Origin of the sequence: Krasilnikovia sp. MM14-A1259 (genome assembly GCF_047159535.1) — a bacterium.
Taxonomy (GTDB): Bacteria; Actinomycetota; Actinomycetes; order Mycobacteriales; family Micromonosporaceae; genus Actinoplanes.
The window spans coordinates 5,827,406-5,845,429 of sequence record NZ_BAAGAJ010000002.1 but is presented as its reverse complement, the minus strand read 5'-3'; the positions used below and the strand labels follow the sequence as shown (position 1 = coordinate 5,845,429).

The window sequence follows — 18,024 nt, the reverse complement described above, 5'->3', positions numbered from 1 at the left end:
GAATCAGCGGACGCCCGGGTCGACCGTCCCCTGCCGAGCCGCCGGCAGCACCGCACGCAAGGCCGTCAGCGTGGTGTTGACGTCGAAGATCGGGCCCTCGGCGCTGTCCCAGCCGCCGTCCGTGCGCTGGGTCTCGCCCAGCCTCTTGTACGCCGCCCGCAGCAGCCAGTCGTCGCCCAGATTCACCCGGCGCACCGCCGCCGCCATCGACGCGAGATCCGCCGGTGCCATGCCGTCGAGCCGCTCGCTGAGCACGAGCTGGATGCGGGCGGACTCGTAGAAGTGGTGCTGCTGGTGCAGCAGGACCGCGGCATGCCAGCCCGCCGCCAGGAACGACGGCCACGTCCCGTCGGGACGCACCTGGGCCACCACGTACGCGGCGGCGGCGCGCAGCGCGGCGGCATACCGCGCCGGCCAGTCCTCGCGGGCATACGCGTCGGCGGCGGCGACCGTCAGCCAGAAACCCGCCACCGAGGTCAGATACAGGGTCGCTTCCGGGTCGCCGGGCGCCGCCCAGGCCGGAGCCTCCGCGGCCAGCGCCTCGCTCTCCTGCCACGTACCGTCGGGGTGCTGCACCCCGACCAGCCAGGCCAGGGCCCGCTCGACCGCCGGGCCGCGCACGCCACCCAGATCGTCGAGCTCGGCGAGCCGGAAACAGGTGGCGTCCACCGACGGCAATGGACTGTCGCCCGTCGCGGGCCAACCACCCCCGGGCGTCTGCCCAGCGGTGATCCGCTCGACCACGTCGTCCGGCGGCGGGGCGCCGGTGCGCAGGAAGGAAAGCCGCGCCCGCTCCACGGGGTCACCGTGGGCTACCACGTACCCAATGGCGGCATCGATGTCGACCACGACCGGAACGCTACCGGGCGCGGCGCGACGCCGCTGCCCCGCATCGGTCACTGTCACATCCGCCCGATCGGACACCCTGGCGACGGATGTCCGATCGGGCGGGCCGATCAGTACGACGGCAGCGACGGATCGACCGTGTTGATCCAGGAGACAATGCCGCCCTGGACGTGCACGGCGTCGCCGAATCCGGCCGCCTTCAGCGCCGCGAGCGCCTCCGCCGAGCGCACGCCGGACTTGCAGTGCAGTACGATCTTCCGGTCCTGCGGGAACTGTGCCAGCGCCTCGCCGGACAGGATGTCACCCTTCGGGATGAGCGTCGCGCCCTTGATGTTGACGATCTCGTACTCGGCGGGCTCGCGGACGTCGACCAGGAAGATGTCCTTGCCGGAGTCCTGCCACTCCTTGAGCTCGCGGGCCGTGATGGTCGCGTTCTCGGTGGCCGCGGCGGCCTCGTCGGAGACCGCACCGCAGAAGTCCTCGTAGTCCTCCATCAGGTCGGTCAGCGTCGGGTTCTCCCCGCAGAGCACGCAGTTCGGGTCCTTCCGGACCTTGATCTTGCGGTACTCCATCTCCAGGGCGTCGTAGACCATCAGACGGCCCACCAGCGGATCGCCGATGCCGGTGAGCAGCTTGATCGCCTCATTGACCTGGATCGACCCGATGGACGCGCACAGCACGCCGAGCACGCCACCCTCGGCGCAGCTCGGCACCATGCCGGGCGGCGGCGGCTCCGGGTACAGGCAGCGGTAGCACGGGCCGTGCTCGGCCCAGAACACCGAAGCCTGGCCGTCGAAGCGGTAGATCGACCCCCACACGTACGGCTTGCCGAGCAGCACCGCCGCGTCGTTGACCATGTACCGGGTGGCGAAGTTGTCCGTGCCGTCGACGATCAGGTCGTACTGGCTGAAGATCTCGCGGACGTTGTCCCGGTCCAGCGCGGTGTTGTGGATGACCACGTCGATCAGCGGGTTGATCTCCCGGATGCTGGCCGCCGCCGACTCGGCCTTGGGGCGGCCCACGTCCGAGACGCCGTGGATGACCTGGCGCTGGAGGTTGGACTCGTCGACGGTGTCGAAGTCGATGATGCCCAGCGTGCCGACACCGGCCGCGGCCAGGTAGAGCAGGGCCGGCGAGCCCAGGCCACCGGCGCCGACGCAGAGCACCTTGGCGTTCTTGAGCCGCTTCTGCCCGTCCATCCCGACATCGGGAATGATCAGGTGGCGCGAGTAGCGGCGGATCTCGTCGACGGTCAGCTCGGCGGCGGGCTCGACGAGCGGGGGCAGCGACACGGTTTACTCCCCGGGTTGGCGGTCAGGTGCGGCCCCCATTGTTGCTCGTCCGCCCGCCGCGCGGGCATGACCATGAACACCCGGTCCGACATGCGGGACGGGGAATATCAGACGGCCGGCGGGCCCGCGTACCGCTTGCCGTTGCGGTACGGCCACCCGTACGCGGTGCAGCCGTCCAGGCTGTAGGTCTGGGTCAGCATGACCGGCGCGGGTTCGCCCTTGCCCGGGCACTTCTCGTGGCCGTAGCCGAGCTGGTGGCCGATCTCGTGATTGAGCACGTACGCCCGGTACACGTCCAGCGGTGCGTCGTAGTGCGGCACCGCCTTGTGCCAGCGGTCGGAGTTGATGACCACCTGGCCGGGCAGCCGGCACGAGCTGAAGCCCCTGGTCTGCAGGCCGCCCCGCGCGCACATCTCCTCCGAGGTCTCCGGCGAGGCCAGGTAGATCGTGAACTCCGCGGGCGACCCGTGCGGCGCCCGCTGGAAACGGACCCTCCCACCGGCGATCCAGCTGCGCGAGTCACCCAGAATGTCGTCCACGTCGGCCGCGAACGCGTTGGCGTCCGGCCCGTGGGCGACCGGCGCCCCGTCGCCCGCGCCCACGTACTTCTCGACCGCCACGTGGAACGTACGCATCGTGCCCTTCGTGCCGAGCACCGGCCCGTAACCGGAGGCGTAGGCGAAGCTGCCCGCGGGCTTGCCGCTCGGCGCCTGGGTCGCCTCGTCCGGGGGCGGGGCGGCCGCGGCACCGGTGGTCGGCGCGGTCGTCGGCCCGGTGGTCGGGGCCGGCTGGGTGGTGGTCGGTGCCGCGGCACTCGGGCCGATCGGCCCGGGCGCCGCGCCCGCCGGTGGCCCGGTCTCCGTGGGCTGTTGCTGCGGATTGACCGGCGCGGCCGACGGGGTGTGCCCGACCGTGCGGCGCGCGGCCAGCGGATCACGCCGGACGAGCCAGACGATGCCCGCGACCAGGACGCCGACCGTGACCAGCGCCAGCACCGCGGCCCAGATGCGGCGCCGGTTCCCGCGGCTGGGCTCCGTGACGGTCGTCGTCGGTCCCACCACATCGGGTGGGGCGCCGGCGACGCCCGGAAGCAGGATCTGCCCGGTGTCCGGTGCAGCCGGAACAGGGCCTTCAGGCGGGGCGCTCGGCGGACGTACCGGCTCGGCCATCTCCGCGCCGACAGCGACCGCACCGAGATAGCCGGCTGTCGCGGCCTCCCGCTGGCTACGGGTCACCTCGATCGTGTCCGCGTCCGCCGGCCCCGCCGTCGCCTCCATGGCTGCGCTCGCCGCCGCGACTCGGGCGACGCCGGCCGCCGCGGCGGGGGCGGTGCCCCGGCGTGACGGCTCGGCGGCCTCCGCGGTGGCGACAGCAGGCTCCGCCCCGGCCGGCTCGGCGACGGCACGCGTTTCCGGTTCCGTCGCGGCGCCGAGCGTGGCCGCGGCCGCTGCCGCGGTGAGGTCTGCGGGCTCCGCCACCGCCTCGCCGAGGTCCGGCGGTTCGGGAACGGCCGCCTCGGTGGCGTCCGCGGCTTCGGGCTCCACGGTCGCGGTGGCGTCCGGCTCGACCGTCTCGGTGAGGTCGCCGACGTCCGGCGTCACCGTCCCGGCGAACGCGGCGGACCCCGCCGTTTCCGCGGCAAGGTCGCGCGGCTCGGCCCGCACCGTTTCCGCAGCCAGGTCGGGCGACTCGGCTTCCGTGGCCAGGTCGCGCGATTCGGCTTCCGTGGCCAGGTCGGGCGGCTCGGCTTCCACGGATGGCGCGGCCAGGTCAGGCGACTCGGCCGCCACGGATGGCGCGGCCACGTCGGGCGACTCGGGCTCGGCCGTCTCGACGAAGTCCTCGAGCGTGAGAGCTTCCGCGGCGCCGGCGGGCGGCTCCACGCCGAGCGGCATCGCGGGCGCCGGTCCCACCACGATCGGCGGCCAGAACGACTGCCGCGCGTCCTCCAGGTACCCCGGGTGCGGCTCGTCCAAGAACGCCTCGCCCGGCATCGAGGTCACGTCGGCTTCCGGGCTCTCGGGCCACCGGCCGACGTCCTCCAGATCGTCCGTGGCGTCGGCGCTGACCGTACCCATGAGCATGTCCACCCATGCGGCGACGTCGTTCTCGGCGGCGGCCTGTGCCTCGCGCACGTCACGGGGTTCCAGCGGATGCGGCCGGTGGGCGATGGTCCGATCCGTCATCGCGGCGCGGTTCACGGCCTCCTGCGTACGGTGCAGCGCGGCGGCCGTCTCCGCCGTCAGCGGGACCGGGCTGGTCGCGCCCGCATGCGGGCCGGCCGCGCCCGGCGCGGTCGCCCGGGCGGCCGCGGCGGCGGTCGGACGTCGCCGCAGCGCCGCCTTCGCCGCGATCGCGCTGCGCTGCGGGTCCAGGTCGTCGGCCGTGCCGCGGCGCCGAGGGCGCGAGGGGCTGAGGGCGATGTCCGGCGCTGCCGCAGTGCCGCCGCGCCGGGATCGGCCGCGTCCCTGGCGCGCAGCCGGGGCAGACTCCCCGAACGGCTCGTCGGCCGCCTCGCTGTCCCAGGCAGCTCGGCCTGCGCCCGGGACCGGGCGGCGCCGGCGCGAACCGGTCTCGGGCGGTGGTGGTCCCGCTTCGTCACGTGGCTCGTCCGGCGCCTGCCCGCCGGTCCACTCGTCCGGCTCGGTGGCGGGGACGTCGGCGGCGTACCCGGTCGTCGGCCGGCGACGCCGGGACCGGGCTGCCTCCTGGGCGTACGGGCTCGCCGCGCTGGGTCCGGGCGGGCCACCGGACCCGGGTGGTGGCTCGGCGCCGCCCGGCTGAGCTCCGGGCCGCTGGGCGGCGGCGGGGCTGCGGCGGCGGCGTGCGGGTTCCCCGTCGGCCGTACGGCGGCGCCGGGGCCGGGGTTCGGTGACCCACGCCAGGGCGTCCTCCACCGGGTTCTCGACGCGCTGGTGCCGGGCGTGCGCCTCGGCCGGTACCCCGTCCGTCCCGCTGCGACGCCGCCGGGGCCGGTCGGCCGGCCCCTCGTCCGGCACCTCGGCCGTCACGCCGTTACGTGCCCCCGATCGTGCGACCACGACCGCACGCGTCGAGTGCTCCGGGATGGCCCGCTCGGGCGCGCTGTCCTCATCCGGCCGCATCGCGGTCGGCGGGTCCGCCGCGCGATTCACGGAACGTTTTGTCGGCTTTGCCATAGCAAGAGCCAGGGTGCCATGCGAGCACCCCGGGTCACCGGCATTTCGCGAGGAACCCTCGGATCTCCGGCCCGGCCGGTGGGCCGGTGTGGATCACCCGACCGGGGAGCGGACGTCCGTGAGCATCCCGACGATCGCGCGGGCGACCAGCCGCGGCACCTCCATCTGCGCCACGTGACCCACGCCGGGCAGGATGAGCAGCCGCCCGTCCGGGATCAGCCGGGCCACCTGAGCCGGCACCCGCGGGTCGACCAGCCGGTCGTCGAGCCCGCCGATCACCAGCGTCGGCGCGGCGATCCGGGCGGCCAGCCGCCACATGGAGTTGTCGCCCGGCAGGTACGCCCGCACGAAGCTGGACACCAGGCCGCGCAACGCCCCCAGATACGCCCGCGGGTAGTGCGCGACCGTGTACCGGAGCTTGATCTCCTCGATCGCCTCGGCCCGGCGTTGCGGACTCACCCGGGTGGTGTCGCCGAAGCAGACCGCGATCACCTGCTCGGCCAGCTCGTCGACCGTTAGCCGCGTCATCCCCCACGCAAAGATCCGCTCGCCGCGGGGCAACGCCAGCAGCGGCAGCACCGGCCCCTGGGCGGTACGCCGCGGGTCGAGGAACGGCATCGCCGGGGAGATCAACGTCAGCGTACGGACCAGGTCGGGCCGTCGTGCGGCCACGTGTACGCAGATCGCGCCGCCGAGCGAGTTGCCGATCAGGTGCACCGGACCGCGCCCGGCGTACTCCAGGTAGCCGATCAGCCGGTCCGCGAACGCGGGCAGCGAGTACCGGCGGCTGGGGTCGCTGTAGCCGAATCCGGGCAGGTCCACCGCCTGCCCCGCGAAGTGGCCCGCGAGCAGCGCGGCGACGTCGGTGAAGTTCTGCGACGAACCACCGAGACCGTGCACGTACACCGCGGGCTCGGCGTCCGGCCCCGTGGCCGGGGTGTCCCGGACGTGCAGCATCGCCCCGTCGATGGTGACCCGGCGGGCGGGCCACGGCGCGGGCACACCACCGGCAGGCAGAGCGCCGTCGGCGGCGAGCACGGCGCCCTTCATCAGGAAAGCAGAGCTTCAAGGCGGCGATTGACCGCCGCAAGCGTCGCGCGCACCATGGCGTGCCGATCGTCGCCGACCACGACCGCGGAGCCGGCGAGCTGCTCCACCCAGCCGCCGCAGGACAGCAGCAGCACGACCACGGCCACCTGCATCGCTCCGAACGGGACGGCCGCGGCGTGCTCGACGAAGCACCGGGCGGGACCGTCGGCATGCCGGGACGCGGACAGCAGCTCGTCGACCGCCCGGGCGGTGGCCATCGCGCACAGCCGCATCAGGTACCCGTCGACCGCGGGGCCGGTGGCCTCCCCGGTGGCGATGCGGTTGCCCGCGGCCAGCCGGACCTCGACCGTGGCCTCCGTCCCGAACGTACTGACCTGGACGTTCTCGATGACGACCCGCGGACCGGGCCGGTCGCCGATGTCGAGCGGTCGCGGCGTGGCGCCGTTGATTCCCGTGGACAGCACGTCCACCGGGCCACCGGGCGGCGCGTACGCGGCGCGTTCCACCGCCTGCGAGGGCGCGAAGGTGGGCAGTGCGGGCGGCATCGAAAGCACCGAGGCCGGAGGGGCCGACATCGGTGTGATCGGCGGCGGCGCCCCGGCGATCGGCGCCTCGGCGGAACGGCTGGGCTCCGGCGGCAGCGGCAGCGGATCGACCGGCCGGGCGGGCGGCAACGGTCCATCGAGGACGTCGTGCCCGGCCGACGCCGCGGGCGGCGGCGGCGGCCCGAGCGCATCCCGTCCGGCGGAGGAAGGCGGTGGGCCGAGAACGTCGCGCGCGGAGGAGGGCGGTGGGCCGAGAACGTCGCGCGCGGCGGACGTCGGCTGGCTGGGCACGAACGGGACGGCCGGGGGCGCGGAGGCCGGGGCGCTCGCCGGGGGCGCGGGTGTCTCCCCGCCCTGCATCGCCGCGTCCAGGCCCATGCGGTCCTGCAGCAGCCGGGCGACCTGGCGGCTCACCTCTGCGGGATCGGCCCCGTCGGCCAGGTCGAGGCGCAGGCTGTGCGCGCCGGCCGGGGTGGTGCGCAGCGACGCGTCGCGGACGCCGGCCACCTCCCGTACGGCGGCGAGGATCGCCTGCACGTCGAAGCCCTCCTGGCGCTCCTCCGCGGCCAGCACGTCGCCGCGGCGCAGGTGCGTCGCGATGCGGGCGAGCGCGGGCGTCTCGGCCGATGGCTCCACGGACGGCGGCTCCGGGACGGTGGGCACGTCCGGCTCGGCCGGTACGCGCTGGGGCAGCGCCCCGGACAGCGGCCCACCCTCGGCGCCGGGTTCGCCGACGGAGCGGCCGGACCAACCGGGGTACGCCGGGGACGTGCCGTATCCGGCAGAGCTGTCGGGGGACGGGGCGGCGGTCGCGGGCGGCGTGTCGGATTCGTACGTCAGCCGGCCCGGGAAACCGCCCGGATCGTACGACGGGCGCACGGCGTCCTGATCGTCGGAGGGCCGCACCTGACCGCCGGGGTCGCGCGCGTGGCGGGCGGACTCGGCGGTGGTCCAGTCGACGCGGCGCCCGCCCGGCGTCGCGGGGCGCACCGCGGGGAAGATCGCCCGGGTGGGGCGCTCCGCCAGCCCGGACCGCTGCTGCGGTGCCCGGGTCTGATCGCGGTGCAGGGCGTCGTCGAGATCCCCCTCGTACGGAAACGGCGGCGCGCTGTCGGGCCGGGGGTCCTCGGGCGGCACGGTCTGGGGAGTGCGGTGGGCGAACAGGTCGGCGTAGCGGGACCGGCCCTCGGACCAGGCCGGCCCGCTCTGCTCGGCGCCGGTCTCGGACGGCCTGATCTCCCCGGAGCTGCCCGCGTCACCGAACGCGCGGACGTCACCGGAGCTGCCCGCGTCACCGAACGCCGGGAGCTCCCCGTGACCGCCCGCGTCGGCGAACGGCGTGGGCCCGGCGTCGGGAAGCGGAAAATCCCCGGACGAGTGACCCGGCGGCAACGGCGCCCGGCTCGCCGGGAATGCCCGCTGACCGAACGGCCGGGTGAACGGGCGGCGCCAGGCGGGGACGCCTTCCTCCGGGTCGAGAGCGGCGCCGGCGCTGGACCACGCGCTGTCGGAGCCGGACCAGCCGTTCACGCGGGCGCGGTCGCGCGACTCGGCGCCGGGGCCGCCCATCACGGCTCCGGTGTCACCGGATTGTCCTGTCTCGTCCACCGCGCGCTCCTCGCTCGCCCCGCCTGAGGCTACCGTGTGGTGGCATTGGCGATAAGTTGCAGCGTCGCGACAATTGCCCTTCCGGCCGTGTCACGCGGTGGCCGGGCGATCCGCGCCGAACCGCGGGGGACCGAACCTCGGAGGTTGGAGAGACATGACCGCTGCGTCCGGCGGAGCCCAGACGGCGGGGCGCCCCGCGCGCCTGCCGCGCTCCGCACGCCGTAAGCAACTGCTGGCCGCCGCGCAGCAGATTTTCGTGGCGCAGGGCTACCACGCCGCCGCGATGGACGACATCGCCGAGCGGGCCGGAGTTTCCAAGCCGGTCCTGTACCAGCACTTCCCCGGCAAGCTGGAGCTGTATCTGGCGCTGCTGGACGTGCACTGCGACTCGATAATCGCCAAGGTACGCGGCGCGATGCTCGCCACCCCGGACAACAAGGAGCGGGTCCGCGGCGCGGTCCGCGCGTACTTCGACTTCATGGATCACGAGAGTGAGGCGTTCCGGCTGGTCTTCGAGTCGGATCTGCGCAACGACCCGCAGGTCAGGGAGCGGGTCGAGCGGGTCGAGCAGGGCTGCATCGTGGCCGTGACGGACACCATCATCTCGGACACCGGGCTGAGCACGGACCAGGCGGAACTGCTGGCCTCGGGTCTGGTCGGCGCGGCGGGGCAGTCGGCGCAGTTCTGGCTCGCCAACGGCCGCCGTACGGCCAAGGAGGAGGCGGAGGCACTGGTCGCGGCGCTCATCTGGCGCGGTATCGCCAGCTTCCCGTTGCAGGGTGAGCCAACGGGAGGAATGCCGCGAGAAATCGGCTAGCCTTCAGACCGGTAGACATCCGGCAGGCCGGTGGATTCGTACGAGGGAGGACCCCGTGGAGGTCAAGATCGGCGTGCAGTACGCCCCGCGCGAGCTGGTGCTGGAGAGCGCGCAGACGCCGGCCGAGGTGGAGCAGGCAGTGACCGAGGCGATGGCCAAGGACAGCGTCCTGACTCTGACGGACGAGAAGGGCCGCCGGGTGATCGTCCCGACCGCCAAGCTGGCGTACGTCGAGATCGCCGAGACGTCCAACCGGCCGTTCGGCTTCACCACCCGCTGACCCGCACACGACGGCAGGGAATCCGGAGGATTTCCTGCCGTCGTCCCGTAGAGGCCCCCTGGAACCTGCGCTCTGAGGTGCGCTTTCACTCGGTCAGGTAGACTTGGCGGGTCGCCGCTGGCGTCAATGCGATTCAGCCGATTGTCGATCTAGGCCAAACTGGTTGATCCGGCCATGGAGCCGGTACAGGCAACGTGGTCGTTTTGGACCACGTGCTTGGTTTTGGGCCATGTGGTCGATCTAGGTGATTGGTCGATTGGCGATCCGGGCGTTCGTCGAGCCAGGCGGTTCGGCGCAACGCCCCCGCGGCGCGCGCGTGCGGCCCGCGAACGACTTCGCGTGTGGCCCGCGCACCACCCATATCGCGCCCTGGACTTCGACGGGCGCACCACGAGAGGCACCCGCAGAACTCCATGACCGAAATCGAAAACACCGAAAGCATCGAACAGGAACCCGCGCTGGTACCAGTGCTCAACCGAGCCCCCGTCCGCCCCGACAGCCCCACCTTCGCCGAACTCGGCGTCCGCACGGAGACGGTCGAGGCCCTGGCCGCGGCCGGCATCACTCGTGCGTTCGCGATCCAGGAGTACGCCCTGCCGATCGCCCTGCGCGGCACGGACCTGATCGGCCAGGCCCCCACGGGCACCGGCAAGACCCTCGGCTTCGGCCTGCCCCTGCTGGAGCGCGTCAGCGCGCCCTCCGAGGGCGCCGACGGCCGCCCCCAGGCCCTGATCGTCGTCCCGACCCGCGAGCTGGGCCTGCAGGTGGCCCGCGACCTCGCCGCCGCCGGCAAGACCCGCGGCGTGCGGGTGCTGCCCATCTACGGCGGCGTCGCGTACGAGCCGCAGGTCGAGGCGCTGAAGAAGGGGATCGAGATCCTCGTCGGCACCCCCGGGCGCCTGCTGGACCTCGCCAAGCAGAAGCAGCTCAAGCTCGACGGCGTCCGCGGGCTGGTCCTCGACGAGGCCGACCGGATGCTCGACCTGGGCTTCCTCGAGGACGTCGAGAAGATCCTCGCCATGCTGCCCGAGCAGCGCCAGACCATGCTGTTCTCGGCCACCATGCCGGACCCGATCGTCGCGCTGGCCCGCCGGTTCCTGCACCACCCGGTCACGATCCACGCCGGGCACACGCAGGACAGCGGTCCTTCGCCGCTCACCAAGCAGGTCGTCTACCGCACCCACCCGCTGAACAAGCTGGAGATGGTCGCGCGGATCCTGCAGGCCAAGGAACGCGGCCTCACGATGATCTTCACGCGGACCAAGCGGGCCGCCGACCGGGTCTCCGAGGACCTGGATTTCCGCGGCTTCGCGGTCGCGGCCGTCCACGGTGACCTGGGCCAGGGCGCCCGGGAGCGGGCGCTGCGCGCGTTCCGTACCGGGAAGATCGACGTCCTGGTGGCCACGGACGTGGCCGCGCGTGGCCTGGACGTCTCCGGGGTCACCCACGTCGTCAACTACGACTGCCCCGAGGACCCGGACACCTACACCCACCGCATCGGCCGCACCGGCCGCGCCGGCGCCACCGGCGTCGCGGTGACGTTCGTGGACTGGGAGGACATGCCGCGGTGGGTACTCATCGACAAGTCGATGGGCCTCAACATGCCGGAGCCTCCGGAGACGTACCACACCAGCCCGGCGCTCTACGCCGACCTGGACATCCCGACCGACGTCACCGGCACCCTGCCCACCGCGGAACGCAGCCGCGCGGGCCTGGCCGCCGAGGTCGAGGAGGACCTCAGCGGTGGCCGCCGTCGCGGCCGTGAGCGCGGACGCAGTCCCGGCCGGGGCGGGCGTACCCGCGGCGGCCGCGACGAGGGCACCGCCACCACCACCGAGGAGACCGCGGACCGGCCGGCACGCCAGCGCCGCCGGCGCCGCCTCGACACCGACACGGCGCCCGAGGGTACGGAGACCGGCGCAGCCGAGACCGCCCCCGCGGACGAGACCGGCGACGGCCCGGCGCGCACCGGACGGCGGCGTCGCGGCGGGAGCCGGGCGGCGGTCGTACCCGAGTTCTCGGACGGTGCCGCCGAGACCGAGGCCGGCGCGCCCGACGGCGAGTCGGCGGACCGTCCCCCGCGCCGTCGGCGCCGGGGCGGACGCGGCCGGGGCTCGGCGAACGGTGCGGCCGACACCGGCGAGGCGGCCACGTCGGACGCCACCGACGACTGACGAACTAGCGGGCCGGGCCCGCTCCGACGACGCCGACCGTCCGGAGCCGCACCGCTGGTGGGGCACCCGGGCGGTCAGGCACGCCGGTAGAGATCCGCGATGCCGACCAGCACGACGCTGCCGTCCTGCGCCGCGGTCCGGACGAGCCGAGGTGTCCCATGCCCATCGTGTCGCCCCACTTGGCTTCGCCGATGGCGAGCAGCGGCCGCTGGTTGTCGCCGGCCGCGTGGGCGACGACGGGGCCCGGGCAGAATGGGGGGATGCCCCAACCCCTGGACGCCGTGCTCGCCGAGCTGCGTGAACTCCTGCTGGACCCGGCGCTCACCCGCGCCGTGGCGGCGGGCCGCAGGCGCGGGCACACCCCGTCGGTGTCCCGCGCCGAGGTGCGGCCGGTCGCCCTCAAGGCGGGCACCCGGCTGCAGATCGTGACCGATGACGGCGCCCGCCCGTACACGAGGAATGTGGCACCGGGTGCGCAAGCCGCGGCCGCGGTCGACGCGCTGCTCGCGGAGCCGTTCGGGAACTGGCATGTCGAGACCGCAACCGCGACCGTGCAGGTGCGGGTCACGAAGAAGGGCGATGCGCAGGTGCACCGGGCGGCGAACACGGCCGCACCGGCCGTGCGCGGCCACGACCGGGCCAAGCAGTGGCTGCTCGACCCCGGTGACCCGCTGTTCGCGGTGGTGGGCGGGACGGCGGCCAAACGCCGCCAGGTGGACGCGTTCCTGCGGGCCCTGGCGGCCACGCTGCCCGACGATCCGGCCCAGCTCCCGTCGCCGCTGCGGGTCGCGGACCTGGGCTGCGGAAACGCCTATCTGACGTTCGCGGCGTACCGGTATCTGCTGGACCGGGGCGTGAAGGTCCGGGTCGTGGGTGTGGACGTGCGCGACGACCAGCGGGTACGCAACACCGCGGTCGCGCAGCAGCTCGGCTGCGCAGACGACGTGACGTTCGTGGCGGGCACCATCGCCGCCGCCGACGTGGCCCCGGCGCCCGACCTGGTGCTGGCGCTGCACGCCTGCGACACCGCCACGGACCAGGCACTGGCCCGCGCCATCGGATGGCAGGCCCGCTGGGTGCTGGCGGCCCCGTGCTGCCACCACGACATCGCCGCGCAGCTCAAGGGCGCCGAGGCCCCGGCGCCGTACGGGGAGGTGCTGCGGCACGCGATCCTGCGGGAACGGTTCGCGGACGTGCTCACGGACGCGCTGCGGGCGGCGCAGTTGCGCCTGCACGGCTACCGGGTCGAGGTGGTCGAGTTCGTGGACTCGGCGCACACCCCGCGCAACATGCTGCTGCGCGCCCGGCACACCGGCGCCGTGCCGACGCGAGAGCAGAACGCCGAGTACGCCGCCCTGGCCGGTCAGTGGGGTGTCCGGCCGGCCCTGGAGCGGCTGCTCACGGCACCGTGACGCTCCACGCCGCGGTGTGCACGCGGCCGGCCACCTGGAAGTCGAAGAACATCCGGTAGCTGCCCGGGCCGGGCGCGGCCAGCCAGAACTTCACCTTGCCGTCGACCAGTTGCGGCTCCGGGTGGACGTGCACGTACCCGACGTCGCCCACGCGCAGCACCACCAGGTGCCCGTACGCCCCGAGGTACGGCTCCAGCGTGGCCGGGCCACCGCCGGGGGCGGTGACGGACACGAGCAGTGGCTCGGCCACCCCGGCACGCGGGGTCCCTTCGTACGAGACCGTGAAACCGTCCGCCGTCGCCGTCCGGACGGGCACGGGCAGCGGGACCGGCCGGTAGTCCCCGGGGACGGTGAGGTCGGCGCCGAGCGTGGATGGCATCTGGCTGCCGCCCACGATCGCGGTGAAGTCCGCGATGGCCCGGTAGCTGCCCGGCCCGGCCAGGGTCAGGTCGACCGTCCAGGTGCCGTCGGGCGCCATGGTCGGGTGCAGGTGCTGGTAGCCGGTGAGGTCACGGCGCACGACGACGAGGTGCAGCGGCTTGTCGTGGACCACGGCGTACGTGGTGACCGGCGCCCCGCCGGCCGCGGTGATCCGGAACGTGAACGGCTGGGACCGGCCCGCCGCGAACGTGGTGGTGCCGGGAACCAGCGTCATGCCGGACGCGGTGACGGCGAGCCCGCCGACCGCCTCGCCGGGGTTGGTGTTCGGGGCACCGGCAGCGGTGTGGGTGTGCGGGGCGTTCTCGTTGCCGGTCATGCCGGTCATGCCGGTCGCGGGCATGGGCGTCGACGAACCGGCGGACCCCGAGGTGGTGGGTCCGGCGAGGCGGCCGATGCCGTACCCGGCGAACAGGACCACCACGAGCAGGGCACCGAACGCGGCCAGCCGGAACGTCTCCCGGTCGCGCCGGGGTCCGGCCGGGGTTGCGGGCGGGGTTTCGGGCGGCGGTGCCACGGCGATCAGGTCAGGCATCGGCGAGCTCGTAGCCGGCCTCGTCGACGGCCGCGCGCACCGCGTCCGGGGTGAGCGGCGCGGCGCTGGTCACCGTGACCACACCGGTGCCGAGGTCGACCTGGACGTCCTCGACGCCGGACAGCAGGGTGAGCTCCCCGGTCACGGCCTGGACGCAGTGCCCACAGGTCATCCCGGTCACGGTGTACGTGGTGGTGACGGACATGTCGGTTCCTTTCGCGGATGCCGTCCGGTGTGGCGGCGGCACCATCTGAATCTTCGGCCGCGGGCTGGGCGACCTTCGGTCCCCGGCGGGTGCACGAAACGTGGCCACCGCGCGGGGTCAGGAGCGGACGAGGCGGGCGATGGCCGCGGAGGCCTCCTTGACCTTGGCACTCGGGTCGCCCGACCGGGCCGCGTCCACGACACAGTGCGCGAGGTGGTCCTCCAGGAGGCCGACCGCCACCGCTTGCAGGGCACGGGTCGCGGCCGAGATCTGGGTCAGCACATCGATGCAGTACGTGTCCTCGTCGACCATCCGTTGCAGGCCACGGATCTGCCCCTCGATGCGGCGCAGCCGGCCGAGCACGGCCGCCTTGTCGCCGGAATACCCGTGCGGGCCGGGGTGGACCGGCTCCGCGGCCGGATCGGTGTCGTCGGACATGCCGCCAGCATACCCCCTACCCGTATGGCCCCGAGGCCGGACCGGCGTGGGCCGTCGCCTTCGGCGATTTGTCCCGTTATCCCGGTGTGCCGTACCCCCCGATCATCCGAGCGGCCATCGCCGTCCTCGTCGCCCTCCTCGCCGTGACCGGTGCCACCCCACCACGCGCGGCCGCCGCCGACCGGCCGACCGGGGCCGACCTGGACCGCCGCATCGAGGCTGCATCCCGGCAGCTCGAAGTGGTCGTGGAACAGTTCAACGACTCCCGCGACGACCTCGCCGACATCCGGGCCCGGTCCCGCACGCTCAACGGACGGCTCACCCCGCTGGCCCTCGACCTGCGCGCCCGACAGCGCCTGATCGGCGGCATGGCCATCCAGACGTACCAGCAGACCCGCGGCGGGCCGACCCTGGCGCTGCTCACCTCGCGCACCCCGCAGCAGTTCGTGCAGCGCCTGCTCGATCTGAACATGCTCGCCGACCAGCAGCAGCGGGCCCTGGCGGACCTGCACGCGGCGCAGGCCCGGGTCACGGACGCCCGGCGCACCCTCACGGTGCTCGCGAACCGGCAGCAGCAGGAGCAGATCCGGCTCACCGCCCGGCGGGCCACCATCGAGGGCGAGATCACGACGCTGCAACGGCTCCGGCAGATTGCGTACGGCGGGGGCTCCCGTTACACCGACACCGAGACTCCCCCACCGCCGTACGTGCCGGGGCCGGCGGGACGCGTGGTGGCGTTCGCGTTCGCGCAGCTGGGCAAGCCGTACCGGTGGGGCGGGTCCGGCCCATGGGGGTACGACTGCTCCGGCCTCACCTCGGCCGCGTGGCGCGCGGCAGGAATCCAGTTGCCACACAACTCCGGCCGCCAGTACGACGTGGTCGCCTCGCTGCACCGGGACCAGTTGCGCCCCGGTGATCTGGTGTTCTTCTACAGCCGGATCAGTCACGTCGGCATCTACATCGGCGGCGGAAAGATGATCCACGCACCGGAGTACGGGGAGAACGTCCGCGTCTCGCCGATCGACTCCCAGCCGATCCACGGCTACGGCCGACCCCGCTGAGGATCAGCCGGCCACGGCCAGGGCCAGCGGGAGGACACCGACCGCGCCCGCCTGCCGCAGCGCCCGGCCGGCCAGCGCCATCGTCCACCCGGAGTCGACCATGTCGTCGGCGAGCAGCACCGGACCATCCAAGCCGGACAGACCGGCCACCACCTCGGCCGGCACGCCGAACGCGTCGTGCAACGCGCGGACCCGCTGGGCGCTGTTGCCGCGCGGGCCCACCTGCCCCGGGTGGGTGGAGGTCAACGCGCCGAGCAGCGGGAGCCGCCCGACACGGGCGACGTGCGCCGCGACGCTGTGCACCAGCTGCGGGCGACGCGCGGACCCCATGGCCACCACGGCGGCGGGGCGTTGCGCCCACCGGTCGTCGCCGTGTGCCCAGCTCTTGAGCACCTCGATCACGGCCGCGGCGACGTCCTCGGGGACCGGGCCGTCCGGGGCGTCCGGGCCGATCAGGGCGCGCAGCCGGTCGCCCCAGCCCAGGTCGGAAAGCCGGCCGACCGCGCGGCCGGGCGCCACCTGCTCGGCCGGGGCGATCCGGCCGCGCAACGCCACCCCGACGGCCTCCAGCCCGGTGGGCCACAGCTTCTTGGGCGAGACCTGGACGCCGGGGCGCCCCAGGAACGTGTGAGCCGCGGCCAACGACTCCGCGGACACGTGCGCATCGAACCGGGGACCGGCGCAGTTGTCGCACCGCCCGCACGCGACGGCCTCGGGATCGTCGAGGCACCGGCGCAGGAACTCCATGCGGCACGTGGACGTCCCGGCGTACTCGATCATGGTTTGTTGTTCCGTGGTGCGGGCCTGCGCCACCCGCCGCAGCCGCTCGCCGTCGTAGGTCCATGGCTCGCCCGTGGCGAGCCAGCCGCCGCGGGTACGGCGGACCGCGCCGTCGACGTCGAGCACCTTGAGCATCAGTTCGAGCCGGGCCCGGCGCAGGTCGACGATCGGCTCCAGCGCCGGGGTGGACAGCGGCCGGTCGGGCGACAGGGCTGCCAGCACGGCCCGCACCTGCTCCTCGGGCGGGAACGCCAGCGACGCGAAGTACCGCCAGATCGCCGCGTCCTCGGCGCCGGGCAGCAGCACGACCTCGGCGTGCTCGACCGCCCGGCCCGCGCGCCCGACCTGCTGGTAGTACGCGATCGGGGACGGCGGCGCGCCCAGGTGCACGACGAAACCCAGATCCGGCTTGTCGAAACCCATCCCCAGCGCGGACGTCGCCACCAGCGCCTTGATCTTGTTGTCGAGCAGGTCCTGCTCGGCCGCGCGGCGCTCGGCGTCCTCGACCTGCCCGGTGTACGAGGCCACCGCGAAGCCGCGGGATCGCAGGAACTCCGCGGTCTCCGTCGCGGCGGCCACGGTCAGCGTGTAGACGATGCCGGAGCCGGGCAGCCGGTCGAGGTGGTCCGCGAGCCAGGCCAGCCGGTGCGCCGGATCGCCCAGCCGTAGCACCGCCAGGCGCAGCGAGTCTCGGTCCAGCGGCCCGCGCAGCACCAGCGCGTCGCCGAGCTGGTCGGCCACGTCTGCGGTGACCCGGGCGTTCGCGGTGGCCGTGGTGGCCAGCACCGGCGTACGCGGCGGCAGACCCGCCAGAAACGTCCGCAGCCTGCGGTAGTCCGGCCGGAAGTCGTGGCCCCAGTCGGAGACGCAGTGCGCCTCGTCCACCACCAGCAGGCCGGTGCTCGCGGCCAGGCCGGGCAGTACGTTGTCCCGGAAGTCCGAGTTGTTGAGCCGCTCGGGGCTGATCAGCAGCACATCCACCGACCCGGCCCGGATCTCCGCGGTGATCTCGTCCCACTCGTCGAGGTTCGCCGAGTTGATCGTGCGGGCGCGGATGCCCGCCCGGGCGGCCGCCTCCACCTGGTTGCGCATGAGCGCCAGCAGCGGCGACACGATCACGGTCGGGCCCGCGGGCGGCTCCCCGGCCTCGGCGGCGATGCCGTCACGCAGCAGGGCGGTGGCGACGAAGTAGACCGCCGACTTGCCCCACCCGGTGCGTTGCACGCACAGCACCCGGCGCCGGTCCACGACCAGCGCCTCGATCGCCCGCCACTGATCCTCGCGCAGAACGGCGTGCGCCCCGGCCAGGCGGCGCAGCACCTCCTCGGCGCACTCCCGCACGGCCGTACGCTCGGCGGCGCCCACCGGTGTCAACTCAGCCACCC

At 74.1% G+C, this 18,024-nt stretch carries 14 protein-coding genes; 5 read left to right on the top strand and 9 right to left on the bottom strand.

All coding sequences use genetic code 11. The annotated features are described in order from the left end of the window. Positions 1-3 precede the first annotated feature (3 nt). The 5 genes from ACMCNK_RS26430 to ACMCNK_RS26410 all read right to left on the bottom strand — a co-directional run bounded on the left by ACMCNK_RS26430 (position 4) and on the right by ACMCNK_RS26410 (position 8,499). Positions 4-849 carry a squalene--hopene cyclase gene (locus ACMCNK_RS26430; protein WP_412739061.1) on the bottom strand — a complete coding sequence of 282 codons (846 nt, stop codon included), beginning with the start codon at positions 847-849 and terminating at the stop codon, positions 4-6. Positions 850-956: 107 nt separating this feature from the next. Continuing rightward, positions 957-2,138, bottom strand: a complete 1,182-nt coding sequence (moeZ, locus tag ACMCNK_RS26425; protein WP_412739060.1) for an adenylyltransferase/sulfurtransferase MoeZ — start codon at positions 2,136-2,138, stop codon at positions 957-959. Between the two features lie 107 nt (positions 2,139-2,245). Further along, on the bottom strand, positions 2,246-5,272 hold the full coding sequence (locus ACMCNK_RS26420) for a DUF3152 domain-containing protein (RefSeq protein ID WP_412739059.1): 3,027 nt from the start codon (positions 5,270-5,272) through the stop codon (positions 2,246-2,248). Positions 5,273-5,389: 117 nt separating this feature from the next. Beyond that, entirely contained in the window at positions 5,390-6,346 is a 957-nt protein-coding gene (locus ACMCNK_RS26415) for an alpha/beta fold hydrolase (RefSeq protein WP_412739058.1), read from the bottom strand. Further along, complete coding sequence (locus ACMCNK_RS26410; protein WP_412739057.1) at positions 6,346-8,499, bottom strand: Daple; 2,154 nt, start codon at positions 8,497-8,499, stop codon at positions 6,346-6,348. The genes ACMCNK_RS26415 and ACMCNK_RS26410 overlap by 1 nt, the downstream gene beginning before the upstream one ends. A gap of 154 nt (positions 8,500-8,653) precedes the next feature. Here ACMCNK_RS26410 and ACMCNK_RS26405 point away from each other — a divergent pair, with 154 nt between their 5' ends. From ACMCNK_RS26405 to ACMCNK_RS26390, 4 genes are all read left to right on the top strand, one after another. Further along, positions 8,654-9,316, top strand: coding sequence for a TetR/AcrR family transcriptional regulator (locus ACMCNK_RS26405; RefSeq protein WP_412739056.1), 663 nt, complete (start codon positions 8,654-8,656; stop codon positions 9,314-9,316). 55 nt (positions 9,317-9,371) lie between these two features. After that, the gene (locus ACMCNK_RS26400; RefSeq protein ID WP_412739055.1) at positions 9,372-9,596 is read left to right on the top strand and encodes a DUF3107 domain-containing protein; all 225 of its coding nucleotides are present in this window, start codon (positions 9,372-9,374) and stop codon (positions 9,594-9,596) included. A 413-nt stretch (positions 9,597-10,009) separates the two neighbouring features. Next, positions 10,010-11,770 carry a DEAD/DEAH box helicase gene (locus ACMCNK_RS26395; RefSeq protein WP_412739054.1) on the top strand — a complete coding sequence of 587 codons (1,761 nt, stop codon included), beginning with the start codon at positions 10,010-10,012 and terminating at the stop codon, positions 11,768-11,770. A gap of 260 nt (positions 11,771-12,030) precedes the next feature. Then, on the top strand, positions 12,031-13,182 hold the full coding sequence (locus tag ACMCNK_RS26390) for a methyltransferase (RefSeq protein WP_412739053.1): 1,152 nt from the start codon (positions 12,031-12,033) through the stop codon (positions 13,180-13,182). Here ACMCNK_RS26390 and ACMCNK_RS26385 read toward each other — a convergent pair. The 3 genes from ACMCNK_RS26385 to ACMCNK_RS26375 all read right to left on the bottom strand — a co-directional run bounded on the left by ACMCNK_RS26385 (position 13,169) and on the right by ACMCNK_RS26375 (position 14,798). After that, on the bottom strand, positions 13,169-14,155 hold the full coding sequence (locus ACMCNK_RS26385; protein WP_412739052.1) for a hypothetical protein: 987 nt from the start codon (positions 14,153-14,155) through the stop codon (positions 13,169-13,171). The two genes, ACMCNK_RS26390 and ACMCNK_RS26385, sit on opposite strands and share 14 nt — an antisense overlap. Continuing rightward, positions 14,148-14,360 (bottom strand): heavy-metal-associated domain-containing protein, encoded by a 213-nt coding sequence (locus ACMCNK_RS26380; RefSeq protein ID WP_412739051.1) that lies wholly within the window; start codon positions 14,358-14,360, stop codon positions 14,148-14,150. The genes ACMCNK_RS26385 and ACMCNK_RS26380 overlap by 8 nt, the downstream gene beginning before the upstream one ends. Before the next feature lie 117 nt (positions 14,361-14,477). Next, positions 14,478-14,798, bottom strand: a complete 321-nt coding sequence (locus ACMCNK_RS26375; protein WP_412739050.1) for a metal-sensitive transcriptional regulator — start codon at positions 14,796-14,798, stop codon at positions 14,478-14,480. An 86-nt stretch (positions 14,799-14,884) separates the two neighbouring features. Between ACMCNK_RS26375 and ACMCNK_RS26370 the strand changes: the two genes are divergently transcribed. After that, positions 14,885-15,859, top strand: coding sequence for an NlpC/P60 family protein (locus tag ACMCNK_RS26370; protein ID WP_412739049.1), 975 nt, complete (start codon positions 14,885-14,887; stop codon positions 15,857-15,859). A 3-nt stretch (positions 15,860-15,862) separates the two neighbouring features. Here ACMCNK_RS26370 and ACMCNK_RS26365 read toward each other — a convergent pair whose 3' ends face one another. Further along, positions 15,863-18,013 carry a DEAD/DEAH box helicase gene (locus ACMCNK_RS26365; RefSeq protein WP_412741000.1) on the bottom strand — a complete coding sequence of 717 codons (2,151 nt, stop codon included), beginning with the start codon at positions 18,011-18,013 and terminating at the stop codon, positions 15,863-15,865. Positions 18,014-18,024 lie beyond the last annotated feature (11 nt).